A 22,042-nucleotide genomic window follows, 5' to 3' on the forward strand; every position below is an offset into this window, starting at 1 on the left:
TCATCTCGCCCGACCGGGTGCGGCCGGGCGTTCCCATGCTAGAAGCAGGATGGACCCTGCCCGGTGACGATCGTCCAGGACCCGTGCTCCACGATGGCCTCGTTGGGGGTCGCCCAGATGGGAGACCCACAACTGAGCAGGTTCGCCCGGCGACTCACGTTACCGGCGGAGCGATCCGTGGCGGAACGGGTCGAGGAGGCACTCCTGCTGGCCGCCGAGCGGGTCCAGCACCACCACCCGTTCGCCAACGGGCTCGGGGTCGCGGCCAACCAGCTCGGGTACGCCGAGTCCGTCGCCGTCGTCCGCCCGCGCGATGGAGGCTACCTGACCTTCTTCAACCCCCGGATCATCGAGCGCTCGGTGGAGCACGACGAGCAGTACGAGGGGTGCCTGAGCTTCTTCGACGTCCGGGGTCTCGTGCCGCGCCCGCTGCGGATCGTCGTCGCGCACACCGGCATCGACGGGGTGGAGCGCAAGTCGGAGTTCACGGCCGGCCTGGCCCGGCTCGTCGGGCACGAGCTCGACCACCTGGAGGGCCGGCTGTACACGGCCCACATGCGCACGCCCCTGATGCCCGTGGAGGAGTACCTCCGGATCCGCAAGGACTGGGACTACGGGCAGAGCTAGCGGTGCCGGGGGCGGCCCGGCCCCCGGCACCGCGTCCTCCTCGAGGACGTGAGTTCCGCGGCCGGGGTGGCCGGCCGCGGAACCTCCGTGGTCAGAGCTGCAGTTCCAGGTGGTAGCAGCTGTTCGTCGCGCGCTCGTCGAGCACCCGGGTCACCTGGGCGGTGACGGAGGCCACGAACAGCGGCCCGTTGCTGGCGTTGAACACGCCGGCCCCGACGTCCACGACGTTGAGGACGGCCGGGTCGGCGCAGTGCCGCGACACATTGGACGGTCCCTGCGCCACGATCTCCGCCTGCATCGCGCCCCGGACCGTGGCGGCGTTGGCGTTGATCTGCGCGAGGGTCATGCCGGCGGTGGCGGCCGTGAACCGGTTCACGACAGCCCGGCCGGGCGCCTGGTACAGCGCCAACTGGTTGGCCGTGTTCTGCGCGACGGTGCGCGCCGGGTTCACCAGGTTGTTGAACATCGCCCGCGCCTGGTCGGCCGGGGTCCGCGCCGTGCTGGTGATCGTGGCCGTCGACTGGCCGGCCGACCGGAGTGCGTTCTTGATCGCGGTGATCATCCCGGGGGCGACCGACGCCTGGTTGGCCTGCGCGCCGAACCCGACCGTCACGTCGGCGATCGCGCCCACCTGGTTCGGGCTGCTCGCCGCGATCAGGTGGGTCGCGCCGGCCGGCGGGTTCTGCAGCAGGCTGCCGGCGATCCGGACCGGGCCGTGCGCGCCCTGGGCGTCACCGGCCGGGACCGGGTGGCTGAACAGGGCCGTGCCGATCCGGCTCTCGTAGCCGGCGCCGCTGGCCCAGTACACGTCGATGGTGCCGGCCTGCTCCAGGTCGTGGTCCTTGACCTCGTAGCGCAGGTCGAGGCCGCCCTGGGTGTTGTTCCAGGCGAGCTTCGGTTCGACCTGGTCCTTGATCTCCTCGACGAAGTCCACGACGACCTGGGAGTCCAGCAGGCCGTCCGCGACGTTGGCCACCCCGAGGTCGACCTGGATGGTGTCGCCCTTCTTGTCCACCTTCAGCTTCAGTTCGCGCCACGCGGTCGCGCCGCTGCCGTAGTCGAACGCGCCGAGGCCGAGGCCGTTCATGCTGTTGGTCTCGACAGTGGAGTCGCCGCCCTGCTGGCTGCGGATGGAGACCCGGTAGTAGTCGTTGTACTGGCTGCCGAAGTACCCACCGGGCACCTCGCTCGTGACGAACCGGAACCGGATCTTCACGGCCACCACGTCCGGGTCGGTCTGGAAGGCCCGCGAGATGGACTGCTCGCCCTGGCCGGCCGTGCCGAGTGTCAGGTCCTTGTCGGTGACCGGGGCGTTCAGGCCGGCGGGCGGCTGTCCCGTGCCGCCCTGACTGGCCGGGGTCATGAGCGGGGCCTCGGCGTGCTCGCCGACCGGCGGGGCCGGCGCCACGCCCGCGACGTGCGGGATGCCCTCGACGTGGTCCTTCACCTGCACCGGAGCGCCGCCGGTGTTCCAACCGGCCGTGCCCTGGCTGAAGTCGTTGTTCTTGACCGGGCTCGGGTCCTTGAAGCCGTGCAGCTCGACCATGAAGAACGGCCTGGACGAGAAGTCGCCCAGCACGCCGAGCCGGTTGCCGCTCGCCGTGGCCTTCACCAGGATGGTGCGCGCGGGCACACTCGGGATGGTCAGGGTGCCGGTCGTCGTGGTGGCCTCGGCGTACACCGCCAGGTTGTCCGACAGGCTGACCCGGACGGTCACCAGGTCGGTGATCAGCACGTGGTTCACGTCGTCGACCACCCGGACCGGGACCGAGGTGTTGCCGGCCCAGATGGTGTCGGTGCGGTAGAGGGGGCGTCCGGTGGTGTCGTACCCCTTGAAGGAGATCACGTTCTTGCCGGACACCAGCCGGTTCGTGCCCGCGGAGATCTTGCCGGCCGTGACGGTGGTCGGCACCGGGTTGCCGTTGATCGTGAAGGAGCCGCCGCCCTGGTCGGCGTCGAACGCCGCCCCGGTCAGCGTGTACGCCACCTCGGCGGACGTCGCGTTGAACCCGGTGGCCGACAGTCCGGCGAGCTGGAGCGCGCCGTCGGGCAGCACCTGGTCGAGCGGGTTGTCGCTCGCGAGCCGCAGGCTGGTGGCCGCGCCGAGGTTGCGGTTCGCCCGTGCGGTGTCGTCGGCGTCGATGACGCCGTCGCGGTCGGTGTCCGCCCAGGCCGAGTAGCCCGGGTCGCCGGTGTGCTTGCCCTGCAGGCCGCCGATCACGGCCAGGTCAGCGGCGTCGACCACGAAGTCGGCGTTGGCGTCGCCGACGAGCACCTTGACCAGCTCGTACCCGCCGGTGGTGGCGAAGTTGCCCTTGATCTGGATCTCGTAGGTGGTGCCGGTGCACAGCGTCGCCAGGCCGTAGTCGGAGGCCTCGCCGGGGGAGTTGATGGTGTGCGCGCCGAGGATGTCGGCGGTCTCCGTGGTCTTGCGGACCCGGATGATGCCCGGGTTGAGGCCGCTGCCCGGTGCGGCCTCGACCGAGAATCCGACGAGGACGTCGCCGTGCGCGTTCGCGGTGTAGTCGGTGCCGGGCAGGCTGAAGACCAGGCGGTCCTGGGCCTCAGCCGTGCGCAGCTCGCCAGGGTTGACGGCGAACGCCGGGGTGCCGGTGCGGTCCACGGCGGCGACGGGCGCCGCGGACGCGGCCGTCGGGCCGAGCGGCACGGCGAGAGCTAGGGGGACGAGAACGGCCAGATAACGCTTCTTCACGTTTCCTCCTGACACAACGGGAAGGTGTGTCAGGCGGGAGCTTATCTATGCCTTAACAAACGACGGGTGTCAGATATCCATCTGGGCTGATGACTTGACGAGCGTCTACTCTCGACTGTCCACCTGCCGCGAGGCGTGCCCGGGCTCGGCGAAGGACCACTCCAGCCGGTACCTGGCGTGCAGCGGCGGGGCGTTCGTCTCCCAGCTGTACTCCACCATCCCGTCCTCCGCGACCTGGTGGATCGGGCTCAGCTCGCCCCGGTCCGAGCTGGTCATCAGGATCTCCACACCCCACACCTCGGGGATCAGCTCCGCCGGGAACCGCATCCGCACCGACAACCGGTCCGTGGGGTGCCGGATCGCGCGCTGGAACCAGGATCCCCAGGTCTCCCGCTCGACGCTGTAGGAGTACTCGATCCAGGTCCGCTCGCCCGGATACAGCGGGAACCGGCCGAGGGCGTTCTCGAACAGCAGCCACACCTCCTTCAGGGTCGGCAGGTCCAGGTTCGGCACGCACTCCATCGTCAGGCCGCGACACGTGGCGCGCAGGTCCAGCTCCGGCCAGGTCAGGGGGGTCGTCGCCTCCTGGTCGGCCGCGATCTTGATGAAGTAGCGCGCGACCGGGTCGGCCTGGCCGTTGAAGAGCTGGCGGCGGATCGTCACCCAGTACCGCTCGCCGTCGTAGCGCATCAGGGCTTCCTCGTGCTCCACCGTGAGGTCGGTGGCGGTGCCCCGCTCGACCGGCGGCGGGGCCGGGGTCGCGCGGCGGGGACGGGAGTCGTCGTAGAGCCGCCAGAGGCCGAGGAGCTCGCCCTCGGCGCGTAACACGTCGTCGGCGCGGCGGGCGAAGTCCTCCGTGGGTCGGTGCCGGCCACTCTCGATGTGGCTCACATAGGACGGGTCGAACAACATCAGGGCGCCGAGCTGCTTTTTGGACAGACCTCTGCGCTCCCGCCAGGCTGTTAACTCCCGACGGAAGGTACCCATAGCCTCCTGGGCCGACAACTCCACATACTCCAGCTTGTCTGGCGGGCCGAGATCTGGCTACCCCGCTTCAGCGGATGAGAAAAGTCAGCGAACAACTCACCACCAGACCGCCGAGGACCGTGAGGGCCACGGTGCCGACCCCCGTCCGCTGACCGCGGAACCGTGCCATTCCCCAGACCACCAGCGGAATCCCGGCGAAGGGTGACAGGAACACCGCGAGCTGGGCGAGCAGGTTCGACAGCAGGGTCTCCTCGTCCCCGAACCCCAGCACCAGTCGGGCGAGTCCGAAAATTGACGCAGCAACAATTGCTCCAATAAGGACCGCTACAATCCCGCTGTACTTGATGGGATCGGGCGACCACTCACCCCGCCGGGCGCGGGCCATCAGGTCCTTGGCCGTCGACAGCAGCTCCTCCGGGTCGGTGCCGGCCGGCGCCACGAGCACGTCTGGCATGTCGCCCATCCGCTTCGCCATCCGCCGGCCCACGTACGACCGGACGTCGCGCCACACCCGCTCCGCCGTGTTGTCCGCCCGCTCGACGTCCTCCCGCGCGCGGGCCAGGTCCTCCTGCCGGGCGAGGACGGCCGCACGGGCCGCCTCCAGCCGCTCCTCGATCCGCCGGGCCGCAGCGTCGTGCGCCTGGGCCGCCTGGCGCGCCTCGGCGTTCGCCTGCTCCAGGGCACCGGCGACCTGGCCCACCAGCGCGCGGTACTCCGCCACCGAAGACATCAGTGCACCTCGTACGGGATCATGATCTCGGGCACCCGGTGGTGCGCCCGGTCGAAGAACAGCGCCCGGTTCTCGCGCGGATACCAGGCTGGGCCGCCCTGGCCCGGGTACAGCGACGCCAACTCGTTGCCGTGCACGTCGAGCGCCACCCAGGCCCCGACGACGTCCAGCTTCGCGGCCGTCCCGCCCAGGTCGTCCTTCAGCCGGGACACCGAACGCCACCAGCCGAGCACATGGGTACGCCGCTCCGGGCCGGACTGCATCACCCGGCGGAGGTTGACGTGGCCCTGGCCGGCGAGGCGGGAGGCGGCGGCGTCCACCGCGTACACGATGAGGTAGTGCGGGTCGCCGGAGTCGTCGGCCGCCAGCTCCCGCAGCACCTCGACCACGTCGTCGCGCAGGGCCGCGCCGGTGTGCCCGGCGCTCCACAGGTGCCCGATGACGGTGGACGCGGCGTCCACGGCGTCCGGCTCCAGACAGACCACGGTGAACCGGGCCGTGCCCGGGGCGTGCTGGCGGGCCAGGGACAACACGGCCGCGCCCAGCACGGAGCACGCCTCACCGACCCGGGTGCCCAGCACGGCCAGGTTGCGACCAGGGGTCCGCCCCAGGCGCACGTGCGCCGGCCTGGCCTGCACGTCGATCGTCTGGCCCACCCAGGCGACCGGATCGCGGCCGCCGTCCGGGGTGTGCCGTGGCAGCGGCGGCACGTGGCTGCCGTCGAACAGGATCGGCTCCGGCGCGTCCGGCGATCGCATGCCCCACAGCCGCCGCTGCAGGTCCTCCCAGACCTGCCGGCTGCCCGCGTCGGGCACCCGGACCACCTTGTTGGCCGGCAGCACGCCCGAATCCGGGTTCACCACGGCGTGGTAGCGCGGGATCACGTCGGAGACCACGTTGTTCTCCGCCATCATCCGCCGCGCCTTCGGCAGCGCGATCCGCAGCGTGAACTGCGAGACCAGGGCCGAGCGGCCCCACAGCGCCTCGATGCCACCGATGTCCTGGCTGGCGAGCACCAGGTGGATGCCCTGCGACCTGCCGCGCCGGGCCAGGTCCTCCATCAGGTCCGTCGCCTCGGCCGACACCGGGTCGCGCATCGTCGTCAGCAGCACCTGGAACTCGTCGATCACGGCCACGATCCGGGGCCACCGGCCGCCCGGATCCTCGGTGCGCAGCTCCTCCAGCTTCGTCGCCTCGTGCAGCTTGGCCGCCTCGGCCCGCCGGCGCAGCTCCCCGGCGAGGAACCGCAGCAGGGCCAGCCCGAACTCCCGGTCGGAGTTGACGTTCACCCCGACCAGGCGGACGTGCGGCAGCCAGCTCTCGTCCCGCCGGCCCCGGGCGAAGCGCGCGAAGGACACGCCCTCCTTGAAGTCGAGCAGGTACAGCTCCAGCTCGTCCGGGGAGTAGCGGCTGCACAGGGCGCCCAGCCACGCGTACAGCAGGTTCGTCTTGCCCGAGCCCGACGGGCCGCCGATCAGCGCGTGCGGCGGGGCGTCGCCCAGCGCCAGGTCCACCAGCCGGCCGTCGGCAGCCTCGCCGATCGGGGCGACCAGGCCGGCGGCCGAGGACTCCGTCCACAGCTTCTCCGGCAACAGATCCGCGAACACGCCCGGAGCCGGGCCGGCCGCGACGATCTCGGCGATCCCGCGACAGGTCCGGGTGATCAGCTCGGCCGGCGGCGCGGGGTCCAGCGAGATCCGCATCGGGCCGGTGACGCTCGTGGTCCGGTTGTCCAGGTCCACCGTCTCGGCCGGCGTCGTGGGCACCCCCACAGTGATCAGGTGCACGCCGCACGCCGCGCCGGTACGGGCGATCCGGTCCAGCTGGGCCCGCTGCCGGTCGGACAGGTCGTCGACCGAGTCCCCGATCGACCCGTCGCCGAGCAGCACCGCCACCCGCCACGGCTCCGGCCGCCGGCCGGTGGTCGCGGCCAGCTCCCGCAGCGACGTGTACTCGCCGGCCAGCACCGTCTCGTGGATCCGGCGGATCTCCTCGACCAGCTCGTCCAGCAGGCCGGTCAGCGCGCCCGGGCCGTAGAAGCTGGCCAGGCCCGCCGGGCTGAGCGCGGCGAAACCGGCCAGCGAGCCGCCGAGCTGCTCCGGGTCGTACACGCTCAGGCGCAGGCCGCCCGGGGCCGTGCCGCCCAGCGCCCGCAGCAGCAGCGTCGCCACCACGCCCACAGCTTTCGTGGGGTCGCCCTCGATGGCCAGGTGCGCGTGGTCGAGCAGGGGGAGGAGGGCGGGGATGTCGGGGGAGACCGCGCCGATCCGGTACAGCGCCGGGGCCGTGCCCCGCTCCGGCCGGCTCGGCGTCCACCCGTCCCAGGCGGCGCTCGCCGCGCCCGGGGCCGCCGTGGTCACCAGGGCGCGGATCGTGGCCGTGCGCGCGGCCAGGGTGGTCCCGGCCGCGTCCGTGCTCACCGCGCGGGCCGCCGCCAACCCCACGGCCAACTCGTCGCGCAGCCGCAGCACGTCGTCCTCGGTGTTGCGCAGCCGCAGCTCGCTGTCCGCCAGCGCCTCGGCGGCCCCGGCGGCCGCGGCCCGCGCGGCACCCCTGGCCTGACCGAGCGCGGATGCGACCTCGGTGGCCACCGCCGTCCGTGGACTGCGCATCGTCTACTTTTCCTCGGTCTCGGGCAGGGACAACGACTCCGGCGGCCGGCGCAGCGTGGCCAGCAGCGCGCCCACCAGCACGGCGCTGCCCGTCGCCGAGTCCACCGGATGCTCGGGCACCCCGTGGTTGCCGTGCGTCGGCTCGGCGTGGCAGGCCCGGCCCAGCAGGATGTCGGGCAGCTGCGGCGGCAGGCCGGGCAGCGCCTTCACGGTCAGCTTGTCCAGCCGCTCGCGCAGCTCCGGCACGTCGGCCGGGCCCGGCTTGCGGCCCAGCAGCTCGCCGGACAGCTCCTGGATCAGCGGCGCGCACAAGGCGGTCAGCCGCAGCCCGATCGCCGGCCCGGCCTTCCACAGCTGCACCCGCAGCGGCTTCGGCTCCTCACGGCGGACCAGGGTGGCGACCCGACGGAGCAGCTCGGCGGCCGGCGGCGGCTTCTCGTCCTGCTTCTTGTCCACCGGGTCGTCGAGGCCGGTGACCACGTCGACCCGGGTCTCCCACCAGTCGTCCAGCGCCGGGGCCTGCTTCGGCTCGACCTTCGGCTTCGGCCGGTCCTGCTCCTCGGGCCGGGCGGGCAGTGGTGCGGCGGGAGTCGCGCCGGCGACCCCGAGACCGATCGCCAACTGGTACTCCGCGAGAGTCTCCTGCGCGCGCGCCAGCGTCGCGAACGCCTGCTCCAGATGGGTGGTGGCCGCAGCGAGCTGGCTCAGCCCGATCGAGCGCCCCGACGTGTGCAGGACGTAGCCGAGCAGGCCGGTGGCGGCCTGCACCCGGTCGGCGGCGAGCCGCAGCTCGGACAGGGGGAGCCCGGCGGACACGCCGTTGAGGGTGGCGCCGAGTTCCTGGATGACGGACATCGCGGGCTACAGCGTCGCGACGTACTGCTCGGCCTGCTCGACCGCCGCCGCCGTCGCGGCGAGGCACTCGTCGAGCTCCAGCGCGGCCTGGGCGAGCGCGGCGTGGCAGGCCAGCACCGCGTCGTGGCCGCTGCCGTCGAGGGCCACGGCCAGGGCGCCCTGCGCCTCGGTGAGCTTCTCACCGGCCGCGGCCACGACCTCCTGCCCCTCGAGGACATGCTCCATCGCGGTGTTGATCGCGGCCTTGACCTCGGCAACGCTTGCCAAGCGGCACCTCCTGAGGTGTGAAAGTCAACTGTCCCAAAATGAACGGACCACCGCTAGTAACCGCGCCGGTCAGAAGGCTGAATGAACTGCTAGAACAGGTCGGACAGCACCACGGGCTCCAGCCCCTTCGCGCGCAGTCCCGCGATGATGGCCGGCAGGGCCTTGTCCGTGACCGGTGCGTTCACGTCCGTGCAGTGCATGATCACAATAGAGCCGGCCCGCACCTTGCCGAGGACGGCGTCGGACACCGCCTTCGGGTTGGTGGCGAACGGATCGCCGCTGACCACGTCACCGTCCACGACGGTCACCCCCTGGGCCCCGACGGCGGCGAGCGCCGCAGGGTCGTGGCACAGGCCGGGGAAGCGGAAGAAGCGGGTCTGGCGGCCGCCGTACCCGTCGAGGAGTTGGAAGGTCCTCGCCACCTCGCCGGTCATCTCCCCCGCCGGCACCTGGCCGAGGGTGTAACAGTTCGGGGTGAACCCCCGGTGGCTGAACGAGTGGTTGGCCAGCTCGAACGTCGGGTTCGCGGCGAGCCGGCGGGTGAACTCCGGATACTCCTCCACGAACATGCCCGACATGAAGAACGTGCCCGGCACCTTCTCCCGCTCGAGCACGTCGAGCACCCGGGTGTTCGCGTAGGACTTCACGGAACCGGCCCGCAGCTTGGCCCGCATGTCGGCGGTCAGGTCGGCGTCGAAGGTGAGCGCGACCCGGTTGCCGGTCCGCTTCCCGAAGTTGACCACCGGAGCCGGCCGCCCGGCCGGGGCGGCCCCCGGGCTCGGCGACGGGCTGGGTGACGGGGAGGGCGTGGGCGACGGGGTGGGCGAAGCCGTCGTCAGCGGCACCCTGCTCGGCCCGGCGGCCGGCGCGGCGGCGACACCGCACCCGGCCAGCAAAGCGCAGGACAGCAGGGCCACGACGGTGAGGGGTGCTCGCACCCGTTTACTCTAGCCAGATGTCCGGCGGAGCCTGCGCCGGTTCAGCAGCCACCACGCCGCGACGAACAACCCGGCCAGGCACAGCAGCACCAGGATCGGCACGATGATCGCGACCAGGGACATCACGACGCTGGTGAAGTCCTCAGCCGTGGACACCACGGGCGCGGCCACCCCGATCGACATCGCGTTCAGCAGCGGCCGGGCCAGCGACTTGATGCCGTGCACGACCAGCGCCACGAAGATGCCCAGCACGATCGACACCCACTGGTGGCCGCTGAAGAACGAGCCGGGGTCCTGCACGCTCACGGTCTCCGACGTGGACGCCGCCCCGAACGCCAGCCCGCCGGCCGTCGGCCGGACCACGGTCTGCACCACGTCGTTGACGCTGTCGACCACCGGCACCTTGTCGGCCACGACCTCGATCAGCAGCAGCACCCCGAGGATGACCAGCACCCAGCCGTTGGACAGCCAGCTCCAGCTCTGCGGCAGCGTGATCAGGTCGGTGTACCGCCCGAGCAGGCCCACGAGGAGCAGCGGGATGTACGCGTTCAGCCCGGCCGACGCCGCCAGGCCCGTGCCGGTGAGGGCTTCGAGCATGGCTCGACGGTACCCCCTGCCCCTGGTCCCCGGCGCGAAATCGGCACCGGCGGCCGCCGGCTAGAACAGGGTCAGCTCGTCCTTCTCGATGCCGCGGAGCCGGTCGTAGTCCACGGTCACGCACCGGATGCCCCGGTCGTTGGCGAGCACCCGGGCCTGCGGCTTGATCTCCTGGGCGACGAACAGGCCGGACACTGGCGCGAGTAGCGGGTCGCGGTTGAGGAGCTCGAGGTAGCGGGTCAGCTGCTCGACGCCGTCGATCTCGCCGCGCCGCTTGACCTCGACGGCGACGTGCGCGCCGTTGGCGTCCCGGCACATCAGGTCCACGGGGCCGATCGCCGTCGGGTACTCCCGGCGGACCAGCGTGAAGTCCTTGCCCATCGCGGTCGGGTTGTCGGCGAGCAGGATCTGCAGGTGCGCCTCGACGCCGTCCTTGCGCAGCCCGGGGTCGACGCCGAGCTCGTGGGAGGTGTCGTGCAGGACCTCCTCGATGGTGATCCGCAGCTCCTCGCCGGCCTTGTTGATCACCTTCCACGCGCCGGGGGCCTCCTCGACCCTGCACGGCGGTGACATCCAGTTGAGTGGCTTGTAGGCCCGGTCGTCGGCGTGAATGGACACGGAGCCGTCCGCCTTGATCAGCAGCAGCCGCGTGGCCATCGGGAGATGTGCGGTGAGGCGGCCGACGTAGTCGACCGAGCACCGAGCGATGACAAGACGCACCCGATGAGGGTAACGGAGGCCGGGCGAAACGGGCCGTTCACATCCTTGACATCGATGGGCGTCGAGGAGTGTGATGTGGGGACTGCTGTTTGATCCTGGGGATTCATGTTCGACCATGATGGGATTGATGCTCCATGCTTCGAAAACTGTCGGTACTGGCGCTCCTCGCCGGGCTGATCGCGGTGCCCCTCGCGCCCGCCGGTCCGGCCGCCGCCGTGGGCAACGGGCTGGCCCTCACTCCGCAGATGGGGTTCAACAACTGGAACTCGACCCACTGCCGCGCCGAGTTCAACGAGGCCATGGTCAAGGGGACCGCCGACCTGTTCGTGTCCTCCGGCCTCAAGGCCGCTGGCTACCAGTACGTGAACCTGGACGACTGCTGGGCGCTGCCGAACCGCGACTCCGCCGGCAACCTGGTGCCCGACCCGGTCCGGTTCCCCCACGGCATCAAGGCCGTCGCCGACTACGTGCACTCCAAGGGCCTCAAGTTCGGCGTCTACTCCAGCGCCGGCACGAAGACCTGCGACTCGCTGGGATTCCCCGGCGGGCTCGACCACGAGACGGCCGACGCCAACCTGTGGGCGTCGTGGGGGGTGGACTACCTCAAGTACGACAACTGCAACAACGCCGGGGTCGACGCGCAGGTCCGGTACAAGAAGATGCGCGACGCCCTCGCCGCCACCGGCCGGCCGATCCTGTACAGCATCTGCGAGTGGGGCTCCAACCAGCCGTGGAACTGGGCGGCCGACGTCGGCAACTCGTGGCGCACCACCGGCGACATCTCCGACAACTGGTCGAGCATGGTGTCGATCCTGCACCAGAACGAGGCGCTGGCCCCGTACGCGAAGGTCGGCGCGTGGAACGACCCCGACATGCTCGAGGTGGGCAACGGCGGGATGACCGACACCGAGTACCGCAGCCACTTCAGCCTCTGGTCGATGATGGCCGCCCCGCTGCTGATCGGCTCGGACCTGCGCACCGCGAGCGCCTCGACGATGACCATCCTGACCAACACGGACATCATCGCCCTCGACCAGGACTCCCTCGGCAAGCAGGCGACCGTCGTGGCCACCGGCGTCTACGCCAAGCCGCTCGCCAACGGGGACCGGGGCGTGGCCCTGTTCAACGAGAGCGCCACGGCGAAGACGATGAGCACGACGGCCGCGGCGGTGGGGATCGGCGGGGCGACGTCGTACACGGTGAAGGACCTGTGGTCGAAGGCGACCAGCACCGGCACCGGCACGTTCACCGCCACGGTCCCGGCGCACGGCACGGTCGTCTACCGGGTCACCCCCGGCAGTCCCGTCCCGCCGCCCACCGGGATCTCGCAGCTGTCCGACCTGTCCTGGCGCAGCGCCACCAACGGCTGGGGCCCGGTCGAACGCGACCGCAGCAACGGCGAACAGGCCCCCGGCGACGGGCGCACCCTGACCATCGGCGGCACGACCTACGCCAAGGGCCTCGGCACCCACGCCGCCAGCGAGATCGTCTACCACCTCGGCGGCACGTGCACCACGTTCACCGCCGACGTGGGCGTCGACGACGAGGTCGGCGTCACCGGCTCGGTCACCTTCCAGGTGTACCGCGACACCACCCTGGTCGCCGACAGCGGCCCGGTCACCTACGCCGACGCCGCCAAACGCCTGACCGCCGGCCTCGCCGGTGGCCAGCAACTCCGGCTCGTCGTCACCGACGCCGGCAACGGCATCGGCTACGACCACGCCGACTGGGCCAACCCGAAGATCGCCTGCGGCCCCGGCCCCGGCGCGGGCGCCCACCCGCTGTCCGACCTCACCTGGAGCAGCGCCAGCAACGGCTGGGGCCCGGTGGAGAAGGATCTCAGCAACGGCGAGCGGGCCGCCGGCGACGGGCGCGCCCTGACCGTGGGTGGCGTCGGCTACGCCAAGGGCCTCGGGGTCCACGCCACCAGTGACATCGTGTACTACCTCGCCGGCGGCTGCTCCACCCTCACCGTCGACGTCGGCGTGGACGACGAGTCGGGCAACAACGGCTCGGTCGCCTTCCAGGTGTACCGGGACGGAACGCTCGTCGCCGACAGCGGCGTCGTGCGGGGGACCGGTGACCCGGTGCACCTCACCGCAGACGTCACCGGAGGCCAGGAACTGCGCCTCACGGTCACCAACGGCGGGGACACCGTCGACTACGACCACGCGGACTGGGGCGGCCCGGTTCTTACCTGTTGAGATGTGATTCCTGCTAGTTGGGAATGGGGTTAGCGTGGTGCCCATGTACACCCATGGGCACCACGACTCCGTGCTGCGTTCGCACCGCTGGCGCACCGCCGAGAACTCCGCCGGCTACCTGCTGCGGCACCTCGCCCCCGGACAGTCCCTCCTGGACGTCGGCTGCGGGCCGGGCACCATCACCGTCGACCTGGCCGAGCGGGTCGCGCCGGGGCGGGTGGTCGGGGTGGACGCCTCGGCGGAGGTGCTGGAGGAGGCCCGGGCGCTGTCCGAGCCGGCGGTGGGCCGGGTCGGGGGCGGCGGGGGCGCGCCGGCGTTCGTGGTCGGCGACGTCATGGCCCTGGAGTTCGCCGACGCCTCCTTCGACGTCGTGCACGCCCACCAGGTCCTCCAGCACCTCGCCGACCCGGTCGGCGCGCTCCGTGAACTCCGACGGGTCAGCCGGGGCGTGGTCGCGGCCCGGGACGCGGACTACGCGGCGATGACGTGGTACCCCCGCGTCCCGGCCCTCGACGACTGGCTGGCCCTCTACCAGCGGGTCGCCCGCGACAACGGCGGCGAGCCCGACGCCGGTCGCCGGCTGCTGTCGTGGGCCCGGGCCGCCGGGTTCGCCGAGGTGACCCCCGGGGCGTCGGTGTGGTGCTACGCGACGCCGGAGGACCGGGCCTGGTGGGGCGACCTGTGGGCGGACCGGATGGTGGACTCCGCGTTGGCCCGGCAGGCCGTGGCGCGGGGCTTCGCTGGCGAGGCGGACCTGCGGGCGATCGCTTCCGGCTGGAGGGAGTGGGCCGGATCCCCGGACGGGTGGTTCCTCGTGCCGCACGGGGAGGTGCTGGCCTGGGGCTGAGGGTGCCGCCGGCCGACGGACGCCGCCCCGCCCGGGCCCGAGCCGCCCCACCCCGCGCCACGTCGCCCGGGGCCGTGGCACCCTCGAAGGGTGAGTTCCGAACTGTTCGGCCCGCGCAGCGTCACCTGGCAGCTGCACGCCGACCCCGCCATGTGGGTCGCCGGCGTCAGCGCCCTCTTCCTCCAGGCCCTGCACCCCCTGGCCGTCCGAGGCGTCGTCCGGCTGTCCGACTTCCGGGACGACCCCCTCGGCCGGCTGAAGCGGACCGCCAGCTTCGTCAGCGTCTCCACCTACGGCACCGCTTCCCAGGCCGAGGAGGCCGGCGCCAGGGTCCGCCGGATCCACGCCGCGCTCAAGGTCCCGCTGCCCGATGGCGGGAAGCACCCGGTGGACGACCCGGAGCTGCTGCGCTGGGTGCACTGCGCGGAGGTGGCCTCCTATGTGGACATCGTTCGCCGGGCGGGGTTTCCGGTCACCGACCGGCACGTCGACCTCTACCTCACCGAACAGCGCCGGTCGGCGGCCCTCGTCGGCCTCGACCCCGAGACCGTGCCCGGCACCTGGGCCGACATGACCGCCTACTTCGCGCGGATGCGCCCCGCGCTGGCCCGGACGACGGAGTCCGACGAGATCTACGACTTCCTCACCACCCCACCGGTGAACCCGCCGATGCGGGCGGGCTGGTGGCCGGTGGCCCGGGTGGCGTACGCGCTGCTGCCGCCCTGGGCCATCGCGATCTACGGCCGCCCGGCCTGGAGTCCGGCCCAGGCCGAACGCCGGCTGCGCGCGCTGCGCCGGACGGCGAAGCTGATCCCCGACCGGCTGCGCTGGCGGATCCCGACCGGCAACATCCTGCGCGCCGTCGAGCGCCTGGGCCCGGAAGCGACCCCGTCGCCGAGGAACCTGCCCTAGGATTTGATCTTGCGCGGGCGCCGCGCGGAACGGGAGAGCCATGTCCACGCTGTACCACCGGATCGCCGCCGGCAGTCTGGACAGACTCGCGGCGCTGAGCGACGGGGTGTTCGCGGTGGCGATCACCCTGCTCGTCCTGGACATCAAGGTGCCGGTCTCCGAGGCGGTGCACGAGCAGCGGCCCCTGTGGGAGACCGGTGCGGTGCGTTCGGAGCACGAGCTGTGGGTGGCGCTGGCGCACCTGGCGCCGAGGCTGCTGCCGTACCTGATGAGCTTTGTGACCCTGGGCATGTTCTGGGTCGGCCAGCAGACCCAGCTCAACCACTTCGCCCGCAGCGACCGGCGGCTGACGTGGATCCACCTCGCGTTCCTCAGCGGGGTGACCCTGATGCCGTTCTCCACCGCGCTGCTGGCCGAGTTCATCACGTTCCGGCTGGCCCTGTTCGTGTACTGGCTCAACCTGCTCCTGCTGGGCGCGGTGCTGTTCGCCAGCCTGCGCTACGCCCGGCGCGCCGGCCTCGCGAAGCCGGACGCCGAGCCGCGGGCGTTCGCGGCCCAGGAGCGCAGGATCGTGACGTACCAGGCGCTCTACGCGGCCAGTCTGCTGCTGTGCGTGGTGAACACCTACCTCAGCATCGCGATGATCATGCTGCTCCAGCTCAACTCCGCGATCGCGCCCCGGATCTGGCCACTGAACCGGATCTAGCCGCGGGACTGGCGCCGACCGGTTCCCGGCACCGCCCCCGAGCCGGATCCGGCCCCCCGGTCCAGACCTGGCGAACCGCGCCGCAGCCTCGCGCCTCCGCGCCTACCTGCGCCCGTGCAGGATCCGCAGCGCCAGCCGGGTCAGCTTCGTGTCCCGCGGCCCCTTCTCGAACGTCAACACCTTCACCAGCGACGGCATCCACCGCTTCGCGATCGCCTTCGGCCGGGCGAACTCCCGCAGCCCGTCCGCCCCGTGGATCCGGCCGAACCCGGAGTCCCCGACCCCGCCGAACGGCAGCGACGGAATCCCGGCGAACGACAGCGTCGAGTTGATCGAGGTCATCCCGGACCGCAACCGCCGGGCCGTCGCCATCGCCCGCGCCTTGCCGAACACGGCGCCGGCGAGCCCGTAGTGCGCGGCGTTGGACCGCTCGACGGCCTCGTCCACGTCCCGGACCCGCGCGATGGTCAGGGTCGGGCCGAAGGTCTCCTCGCGGACGGCCTCGGAGGTCTCCGGCACGTTCACCAGGATCGTCGGGTGCACGAACGGCGGCCGGACCGCCTCGGGGCCGCCGAGCACGGCCTCGCCGCCGTCGGCGAGCGCCGCGGCGATGTGGCGGCGGACGACGTCGATCTGGCTGGGCATGGTCATCGGGCCGATGTCGGCGCCCGGCTCGGCCCCGACCGTGAGCTTGCCGGCCTTGGCGACGACCTTGGCGAGGAACGCGTCGTAGACGGCGTCGACGGCGTAGACCCGCTCGATGCCGATGCAGGTCTGGCCGGCGTTGAACAGGCCGCCCCACACGGCGGCCTCCGCGGCGGCGTCCAGGTCGGCGTCGGAGTCCACGATCATGGCGTCCTTGCCGCCGCACTCCAGGAGCACGGGCGTCAGGGTCTCCGCTGCCGCGGCCATGACCTTCTTCCCGGTACGCGTCGAGCCCGTGAACGCGATCTTGTCCACCCCGGACGTGACCAGGGCGGCCCCGGTGTCCCCGAGCCCGTGCACGATCTGGAACACGGGATGCTCGGGCACCACCTCGGCGAAGGTGTCGACGAGGAACTGCCCGACCGCCGGGGTGTACTCACTCGGCTTGAACACCACGGTGTTGCCGGCCGCCAGCGCGTACCCGATGGAGCCGACCGGGGTGAAAACGGGGTAGTTCCACGGCCCGATCACGCCGATCACGCCATAGGGCTGGTACTCGACGTGCGCCGTGTACTCCGACTGCATCAGCGTGCCGCCCACCCGGCGGCTCCTCAGCACCCGCTTGGCGTGTTTCGCCGCCCAGTGGATGTGGTCGATGGCCCCGGCGGACTCGGCCGTGGCGTCCACGATCGGCTTGCCGCCCTCGCGGTGCATGATCCCGGTCAGCTCGTCCAGCCGGGAGGTGATCAGGGCCCGCCAGGCGTACAGCCGCTTGCGGCGGCCATCGAAGCCCAGGTCGCGCCACCAGTCGGCGGCGTCGCGCGCTCTGGCCACGGCGGCGGCGACCGCCGCGGCGTCGGCCACGGGGAATCTGCCGACCTCCTCCCCGGTCGCGGGGCTGGTCGAGACGAGGTGGCCGCCGTCCACGACGGGGCTGCCGGAAACGCTGACGCCAGGGGTCATGATCTATCTCCTCGCCGGTGGTGTCCCCGAGTCTAGCCCTGTTCCTACTCGCAAGTAACCCTGTGACGGACTGCATTCCACCCGCATGTTGCGCACTGCTAAGTTGGCCTGAACGATGGGTCAGCACGAGGGTGCGCGGCGGTCCGCCGGGCGATCTGAGGTCGGCAGCACAGGAGGCACGGCGTGACGGGCATCAACAAGGTCGGCGTGGTCGGGCTCGGCACCATGGGGGCCGGCATCGTCGAGGTCTTCGCCCGCAACGGCGTCGAGGTCCTCGGCGTCGAGATCACGGAGGCGGCGCTCGAACGCGGCCGGCAGACGCTGCGGTCGTCCACCGACCGGGCCGTCGCCAAGGGCAAGCTGTCCGAGGCCGACCGGGACGCGCTGCACGACCGGGTCAGCTTCAAGGTCGGCCTGCCGGCGCTGGACGACGTCGACCTCGTGATCGAGGCCGTGCCGGAGCGCCTCGAGCTCAAGCGGGCGATCTTCGCCGAGCTGGACAAGGTGTGCAAGCCCACCGCGATCCTCGCGACCAACACCTCCTCCCTGTCGGTCACCGAGATCTCCGTGGCCACCCACCGCCCCAACCGGGTGATCGGGATGCACTTCTTCAACCCGGCCCCGATCATGAAGCTCGTCGAGATCGTCCGGACCGTCGTCACCGAGCAGTCGGTGGTCGACGACATCGAGGCGCTGTGCACCCGGCTGGGCAAGGTCGACGTCACGATCTCCGACCGGGCCGGCTTCATCGCCAACGCCCTGCTGTTCGGCTACCTGAACCACGCCGTCTCGCTGTACGAGTCGAAGTACGCCAGCCGCGAGGACATCGACGCCGCGATGCGCCAGGGCTGCGGCCTGCCGATGGGTCCGCTGGCCCTGATGGACCTGATCGGCATCGACACCGCGTACGAGATCCTGGACACCATGTACAAGCGCGGTGGCCGCGACCGCCGGCACGCGCCCGTCCCGCTGATCAAGCAGATGGTCACCGCCGGCCTGCTGGGCCGCAAGTCCGGCCGCGGCTTCTACACCTACGAGAAGCCCAGCTCCCCGGTCGTGGTCAGCGACCCGGAGCCGGCCCCGATCCCGGAGGAGAGCGCCCGCCCGGTGTCCCGGATCGGCGTGGTCGGCTCGGGCACGATGGCCGCCGGCATCGTCGAGGTGCTGGCCAAGTCCGGCTACGAGACCGTGTTCGTGGCCCGGGGCGCCGAGCAGGCCGCCCGGGCGATGGACCGGATCGAACAGTCCCTGAACAAGGCCGTGGTGCGCGGCAAGCTGACCCAGGAGGACCGCGACGCGGCCCGGGCCCGGATCACCAGCGCGCACAAGCTCGACGATCTGGCCGATGTGGACCTCGTGGTCGAGGCGGTGGTCGAGGAGGTCAGCGTCAAGAAGGCCCTCTTCGAGGCGGTGGCCGAGATCTGCAAGCCCGGCACGGTGCTCGCGACCACCACGTCCTCGCTCCCGGTGATCGAGTGCGCGATGGCCTCCGGCCGGCCGGAAGACGTTGTGGGACTGCACTTCTTCAACCCCGCCCCGGTCATGAAGCTGGTCGAGGTGGTCCGCACGATCCGTACCTCACCTGCGGCGCTGGCGACTGCGGTCGCGGTGTGCGAGGCTGTGGGGAAGCGTCCGGTGGTGTGCGCCGACCGGGCCGGTTTCGTGGTGAACGCGCTCCTGTTCCCGTACCTGAACGACGCGGTCAAGATGCTCGAAGCCAGCTACGCGACGGCGGACGACATCGACTACGCGATGAAGCTCGGCTGCGGGTACCCGATGGGCCCGTTCGAGCTTCTCGACGTGGTCGGTCTGGACGTGTCGCTGGCCATCCAGCGGCAGCTGTACCTGGAGTTCCGTGAGCCGGGCTTCGCCCCAGCGCCCCTGCTGGAGCACCTGGTGACCGCCGGTTACCTGGGCCGCAAGGCTGGCCGGGGCTTCCGGGACTACAGCACCCCCTAGCAGCCTCCACCCCCTCGGAGCGCGTTGTGGTCAAGCGGGTCCTGGTCATCGCCGGCGCGGCTCTCGGCGTCGTCCTGGTCGCCGTGCTGCTGTTCGGCAACAGCGGCAAGAGCGATCCGGTGACGTTCACCGAGGGCGGGGTGGACGTCAAGGTCGAGTTCCTCGACACCGGCCTCGTGGGCGACCGGGTGAAGGTGACCCTGAAGCCCGAGGCCATCGACGGGTACATGGCGGCGGCGGTCACCCTGGAGGTCTCCGGCGACCTGGCGCCGATCGCCCCGGTGGACCTGCCGCACGCTCTGACCAAGAAGGACGTGCCGGTGCCGGTGTTCGCCGCCGGTGCCGCCCGGGTCGAGGTCAAGGTGAAGCGTGCCTCGGACAAACCCGGCAAAGCCACTGTCAAGGTTGGATACCAGGCGTGTGACAAGACGGGCTGCAAGCCCGCTGTGGTCGGCAAAACGGTCACTCTCACCCTGAAGTGATCCGTGCCGCAGCACCGGTCCCGCGCCGGGACCGGCCCGTATTCTTGACCCCGTGAGCCCTCGTCATAACCGTCGCCAACACACCGGCCCGAGTGGGCCCGGCGACGAGGACGACGAGGGCGTCATGCGGCGCGCCTCCCAGGCCGTCGAGGGCGACTGGATGGTCCGCACCCTGCCCGGCAACCCCGGCACCGGCAAGACCTACCGCTGCCCGGGCTGCGACCACGAGGTCCCGGCCAGCCAGGGGCACATCGTGGCCTGGCGGCTGGACAGCGACGGCGAGGACCGGCGGCACTGGCACACGGCGTGCTGGCGGTCCCGGGGCCACCGCCTCCCGAACATCCAACGCGGCCGTTCGGCACCGAAGTACTAGCAAGGAGATCCGTCATGCAGCCGATCCGGGCGAACTCGATCCTGCCGGCCCGCCGGGAGGACATCGAGCTGCACACCGCCGACGGGCACACGCTCGTCGGCGAGCTGGCGCTCCCCGCCGACCGGCCGCCGGTCGCCACCCTGATCTGCCTGCACCCGCTGCCCACCCACGGCGGCATGATGGACAGCCACGTGTACCGCAAGGCCGCCTGGCGGCTGCCGGCGCTCGCCGACGTCGCGGTGCTGCGGTACAACTCGCGGGGCACGTCCAGTGTCCGGGGCCGCAGCGGGGGAGAGTTCGACGGCGGCAACGCCGAGCGCTTCGACGTGGCCGCCGCGCTGGAGTTCGCGGAGTTCGCCGAGCTGCCGGACATCTGGCTGATCGGCTGGTCGTTCGGCACGGACCTGGCGCTGAAGTACGGCCTGGATCCCGGGGTGCGCGGCGCGATCCTGTTGTCCCCGCCGCTGCGGTTCTCCGAGCCGGCGGATCTGGCGGCGTGGGCCGCCGACGGCAAGCCGCTGACCGCGCTGGTGCCCGAGTTCGACGACTACCTGCGGCCGGCCGAGGCCGCTGAGCGGTTCGGGGTGATCCCGCAGGCCGAGGTCGTGGGGGTGCCCGGGGCCAAGCACCTGTGGGTGGGCGACGCGGAGACGGTGCTGGACGAGATCGTCCGCCGGGTGGCGCCGGACCGGTATCCGCTGCCCCGGGAGTGGGCCGGCGAGATGGGCCAGGGCGACGCGAGCGCCTACGCGGACCGCACGGTCGCCGCTTTCAAGGACGTCCCCCGCTAGGGACGCTTCTTGGCCGCCCGCTGTTCGGCTTCGGTCACGGGGTCGACCACCTCCGGCCGGCCCGGCTCGTTCCAGTAGTTGCCGCGCCACTCGTTGGACTCCCGGGTCCACGACGTGGCCGGCCCGTAGTGTCCGCACTTCGCGTACGGGGTCCGGGCGAACGCGTTCCCCACGATCCGGACATTGTTCGCCACCGGGAACGGCTTGGTCACGAGGCTGCCCGCGTACAGGCAGTAGCTGCCGCCGGAGAACAGGTTGCCCTCGACGAGCACGTCGTGGATGGGCCCGAAGTTCCCGTACAGGGCCAGGGCCGCCGAGCAGTTCCCGGTCGCCCCGCAGTCGAGCGTGTTGCCACGGATCACGTTCCCGCCGCCCCCGTGGCTGGCCATGGCGCTGTTGTGGCTGGCCCCGGCCTCGTACGGGTCGTGCAGCCACGACTCCGTCACCGTCACGTTGTCGGTGAAGTGCAGCTGCGAGCCGCCGCCGTGCAGGTCACACCGGTGGCAGGTGTAGTTGGAACCGACGACGAGCGGCCAGGTGGGCGCGCGGCGCTGGCCGTCGACCTCCACGTGGTCGAGGACCGTGTCGCGGGTCAGTCCGTCGATGTCGGTGCGGACGGTACCCACGGCGCACGCTCCCCGGATCCGGCTGTTGCGGATCGTCACGTGGTCCGCCTTGATCATCACGCAGCCGGCGATGTCGACCCCGTCGAGCACCGTGCCGGCGACCGTGATCGTGGTGCCGGCCATCGGGCGCAGCACGGTACCCGGCGGCACCCCGGTGGTGTCCGGCCCCGGCCAGCCGGTGATGTCCGTCCGCGGCCCGGTGGTCTGCCGCGAGTCGTCCGGCGCGACCCGCCCGGACCTGGTCGGCACGGGACCGGTCGGCCCGTCCGGGTCGTCGTCCCCGTCGACGGCGGTCGGTCCGGCCGCGCGCCGGGTGGGGTGTTCGCCGGGGGCCAGCGCGAGGAGCCCTATCGCGACCAGGAACGCCACGGTCAGGCCGACGACGAACAGGACCAGGCCGAGCGGCTGGCGGGTTCGCCGGGGCGGGTGGGTCGGCGCGTTGAGCAGATCGGGCGCGTACTCGTCGATCGGCGCGGCCATCGCTGTGA

20 protein-coding genes are annotated in these 22,042 nt (G+C 71.7%); 9 read left to right on the plus strand and 11 right to left on the minus strand.

Translation table 11 applies throughout. The features are described 5' to 3' along the window. Positions 1–63: 63 nt before the first annotated feature. Entirely contained in the window at positions 64–627 is a 564-nt protein-coding gene (locus IW245_RS34850; protein ID WP_197007349.1) for a peptide deformylase, read from the plus strand. Between the two features lie 91 nt (positions 628–718). On the opposite strand, the gene IW245_RS34855 is transcribed toward IW245_RS34850, so the two are convergent. The 9 genes from IW245_RS34855 to nucS form a co-directional block, all read right to left on the minus strand. Beyond that, on the minus strand, positions 719–3,340 hold the full coding sequence (locus IW245_RS34855) for a hypothetical protein (protein WP_197007350.1): 2,622 nt from the start codon (positions 3,338–3,340) through the stop codon (positions 719–721). Between the two features lie 105 nt (positions 3,341–3,445). Next, entirely contained in the window at positions 3,446–4,327 is an 882-nt protein-coding gene (locus IW245_RS34860) for a helix-turn-helix domain-containing protein (RefSeq protein WP_197007351.1), read from the minus strand. A gap of 67 nt (positions 4,328–4,394) precedes the next feature. Beyond that, positions 4,395–5,057, minus strand: a complete 663-nt coding sequence (locus IW245_RS34865) for a hypothetical protein (protein WP_197007352.1) — start codon at positions 5,055–5,057, stop codon at positions 4,395–4,397. Then, complete coding sequence (locus IW245_RS34870) at positions 5,057–7,669, minus strand: FtsK/SpoIIIE domain-containing protein (RefSeq protein WP_197007353.1); 2,613 nt, start codon at positions 7,667–7,669, stop codon at positions 5,057–5,059. Before IW245_RS34870 ends, IW245_RS34865 begins: the two co-directional genes overlap by 1 nt. Positions 7,670–7,672: 3 nt before the next feature. Further along, entirely contained in the window at positions 7,673–8,524 is an 852-nt protein-coding gene (locus IW245_RS34875) for a hypothetical protein (RefSeq protein WP_197007354.1), read from the minus strand. 6 nt (positions 8,525–8,530) lie between these two features. After that, a complete protein-coding gene (locus IW245_RS34880) occupies positions 8,531–8,791 on the minus strand; it encodes a hypothetical protein (protein WP_197007355.1) in 261 nt (86 codons plus the stop codon). Positions 8,792–8,880: 89 nt separating this feature from the next. Beyond that, positions 8,881–9,729, minus strand: a complete 849-nt coding sequence (locus tag IW245_RS34885; RefSeq protein ID WP_233473075.1) for a polysaccharide deacetylase family protein — start codon at positions 9,727–9,729, stop codon at positions 8,881–8,883. Between the two features lie 9 nt (positions 9,730–9,738). Continuing rightward, complete coding sequence (locus tag IW245_RS34890; protein WP_197007356.1) at positions 9,739–10,326, minus strand: DUF4126 domain-containing protein; 588 nt, start codon at positions 10,324–10,326, stop codon at positions 9,739–9,741. 60 nt (positions 10,327–10,386) lie between these two features. Further along, positions 10,387–11,046 carry an endonuclease NucS gene (gene nucS, locus IW245_RS34895; protein WP_197007357.1) on the minus strand — a complete coding sequence of 220 codons (660 nt, stop codon included), beginning with the start codon at positions 11,044–11,046 and terminating at the stop codon, positions 10,387–10,389. Positions 11,047–11,180: 134 nt separating this feature from the next. Here nucS and IW245_RS34900 point away from each other — a divergent pair, with 134 nt between their 5' ends. The 4 genes from IW245_RS34900 (at position 11,181) to IW245_RS34915 (ending at position 15,715) form a co-directional block, all read left to right on the plus strand. Continuing rightward, on the plus strand, positions 11,181–13,250 hold the full coding sequence (locus tag IW245_RS34900) for an NPCBM/NEW2 domain-containing protein (RefSeq protein ID WP_197007358.1): 2,070 nt from the start codon (positions 11,181–11,183) through the stop codon (positions 13,248–13,250). Positions 13,251–13,293: 43 nt separating this feature from the next. Then, positions 13,294–14,097 (plus strand): methyltransferase domain-containing protein, encoded by an 804-nt coding sequence (locus IW245_RS34905; RefSeq protein WP_197007359.1) that lies wholly within the window; start codon positions 13,294–13,296, stop codon positions 14,095–14,097. Positions 14,098–14,187: 90 nt separating this feature from the next. After that, positions 14,188–15,009, plus strand: coding sequence for an oxygenase MpaB family protein (locus IW245_RS34910; RefSeq protein ID WP_197007360.1), 822 nt, complete (start codon positions 14,188–14,190; stop codon positions 15,007–15,009). A 40-nt stretch (positions 15,010–15,049) separates the two neighbouring features. Continuing rightward, the gene (locus tag IW245_RS34915; protein WP_197007361.1) at positions 15,050–15,715 is read left to right on the plus strand and encodes a TMEM175 family protein; all 666 of its coding nucleotides are present in this window, start codon (positions 15,050–15,052) and stop codon (positions 15,713–15,715) included. A gap of 102 nt (positions 15,716–15,817) precedes the next feature. Here IW245_RS34915 and IW245_RS34920 read toward each other — a convergent pair whose 3' ends face one another. Then, positions 15,818–17,323 carry an aldehyde dehydrogenase family protein gene (locus IW245_RS34920; RefSeq protein ID WP_197007362.1) on the minus strand — a complete coding sequence of 502 codons (1,506 nt, stop codon included), beginning with the start codon at positions 17,321–17,323 and terminating at the stop codon, positions 15,818–15,820. A gap of 183 nt (positions 17,324–17,506) precedes the next feature. On the opposite strand from IW245_RS34920, the gene IW245_RS34925 reads away from it, so the two are divergent. Genes IW245_RS34925 through IW245_RS34940 form a run of 4 tightly spaced genes read left to right on the plus strand, consistent with a single transcriptional unit; the run spans position 17,507 to position 20,928 of the window. Then, the gene (locus IW245_RS34925) at positions 17,507–19,282 is read left to right on the plus strand and encodes a 3-hydroxyacyl-CoA dehydrogenase family protein (RefSeq protein ID WP_197007363.1); all 1,776 of its coding nucleotides are present in this window, start codon (positions 17,507–17,509) and stop codon (positions 19,280–19,282) included. Between the two features lie 26 nt (positions 19,283–19,308). Further along, a complete protein-coding gene (locus IW245_RS34930) occupies positions 19,309–19,764 on the plus strand; it encodes a hypothetical protein (protein WP_197007364.1) in 456 nt (151 codons plus the stop codon). A gap of 52 nt (positions 19,765–19,816) precedes the next feature. Then, on the plus strand, positions 19,817–20,137 hold the full coding sequence (locus IW245_RS34935; protein ID WP_233473074.1) for an Rv1322 family protein: 321 nt from the start codon (positions 19,817–19,819) through the stop codon (positions 20,135–20,137). Positions 20,138–20,151: 14 nt separating this feature from the next. Next, entirely contained in the window at positions 20,152–20,928 is a 777-nt protein-coding gene (locus IW245_RS34940) for an alpha/beta hydrolase (protein ID WP_197007365.1), read from the plus strand. On the opposite strand, the gene IW245_RS34945 is transcribed toward IW245_RS34940, so the two are convergent. Next, positions 20,925–22,034, minus strand: a complete 1,110-nt coding sequence (locus tag IW245_RS34945) for a right-handed parallel beta-helix repeat-containing protein (RefSeq protein WP_197007366.1) — start codon at positions 22,032–22,034, stop codon at positions 20,925–20,927. The genes IW245_RS34940 and IW245_RS34945 overlap by 4 nt on opposite strands. Positions 22,035–22,042: the final 8 nt, after the last annotated feature.

Origin of the sequence: Longispora fulva (assembly GCF_015751905.1) — a bacterium.
In the GTDB taxonomy this organism is placed as follows: domain Bacteria; phylum Actinomycetota; class Actinomycetes; order Mycobacteriales; family Micromonosporaceae; genus Longispora; species Longispora fulva.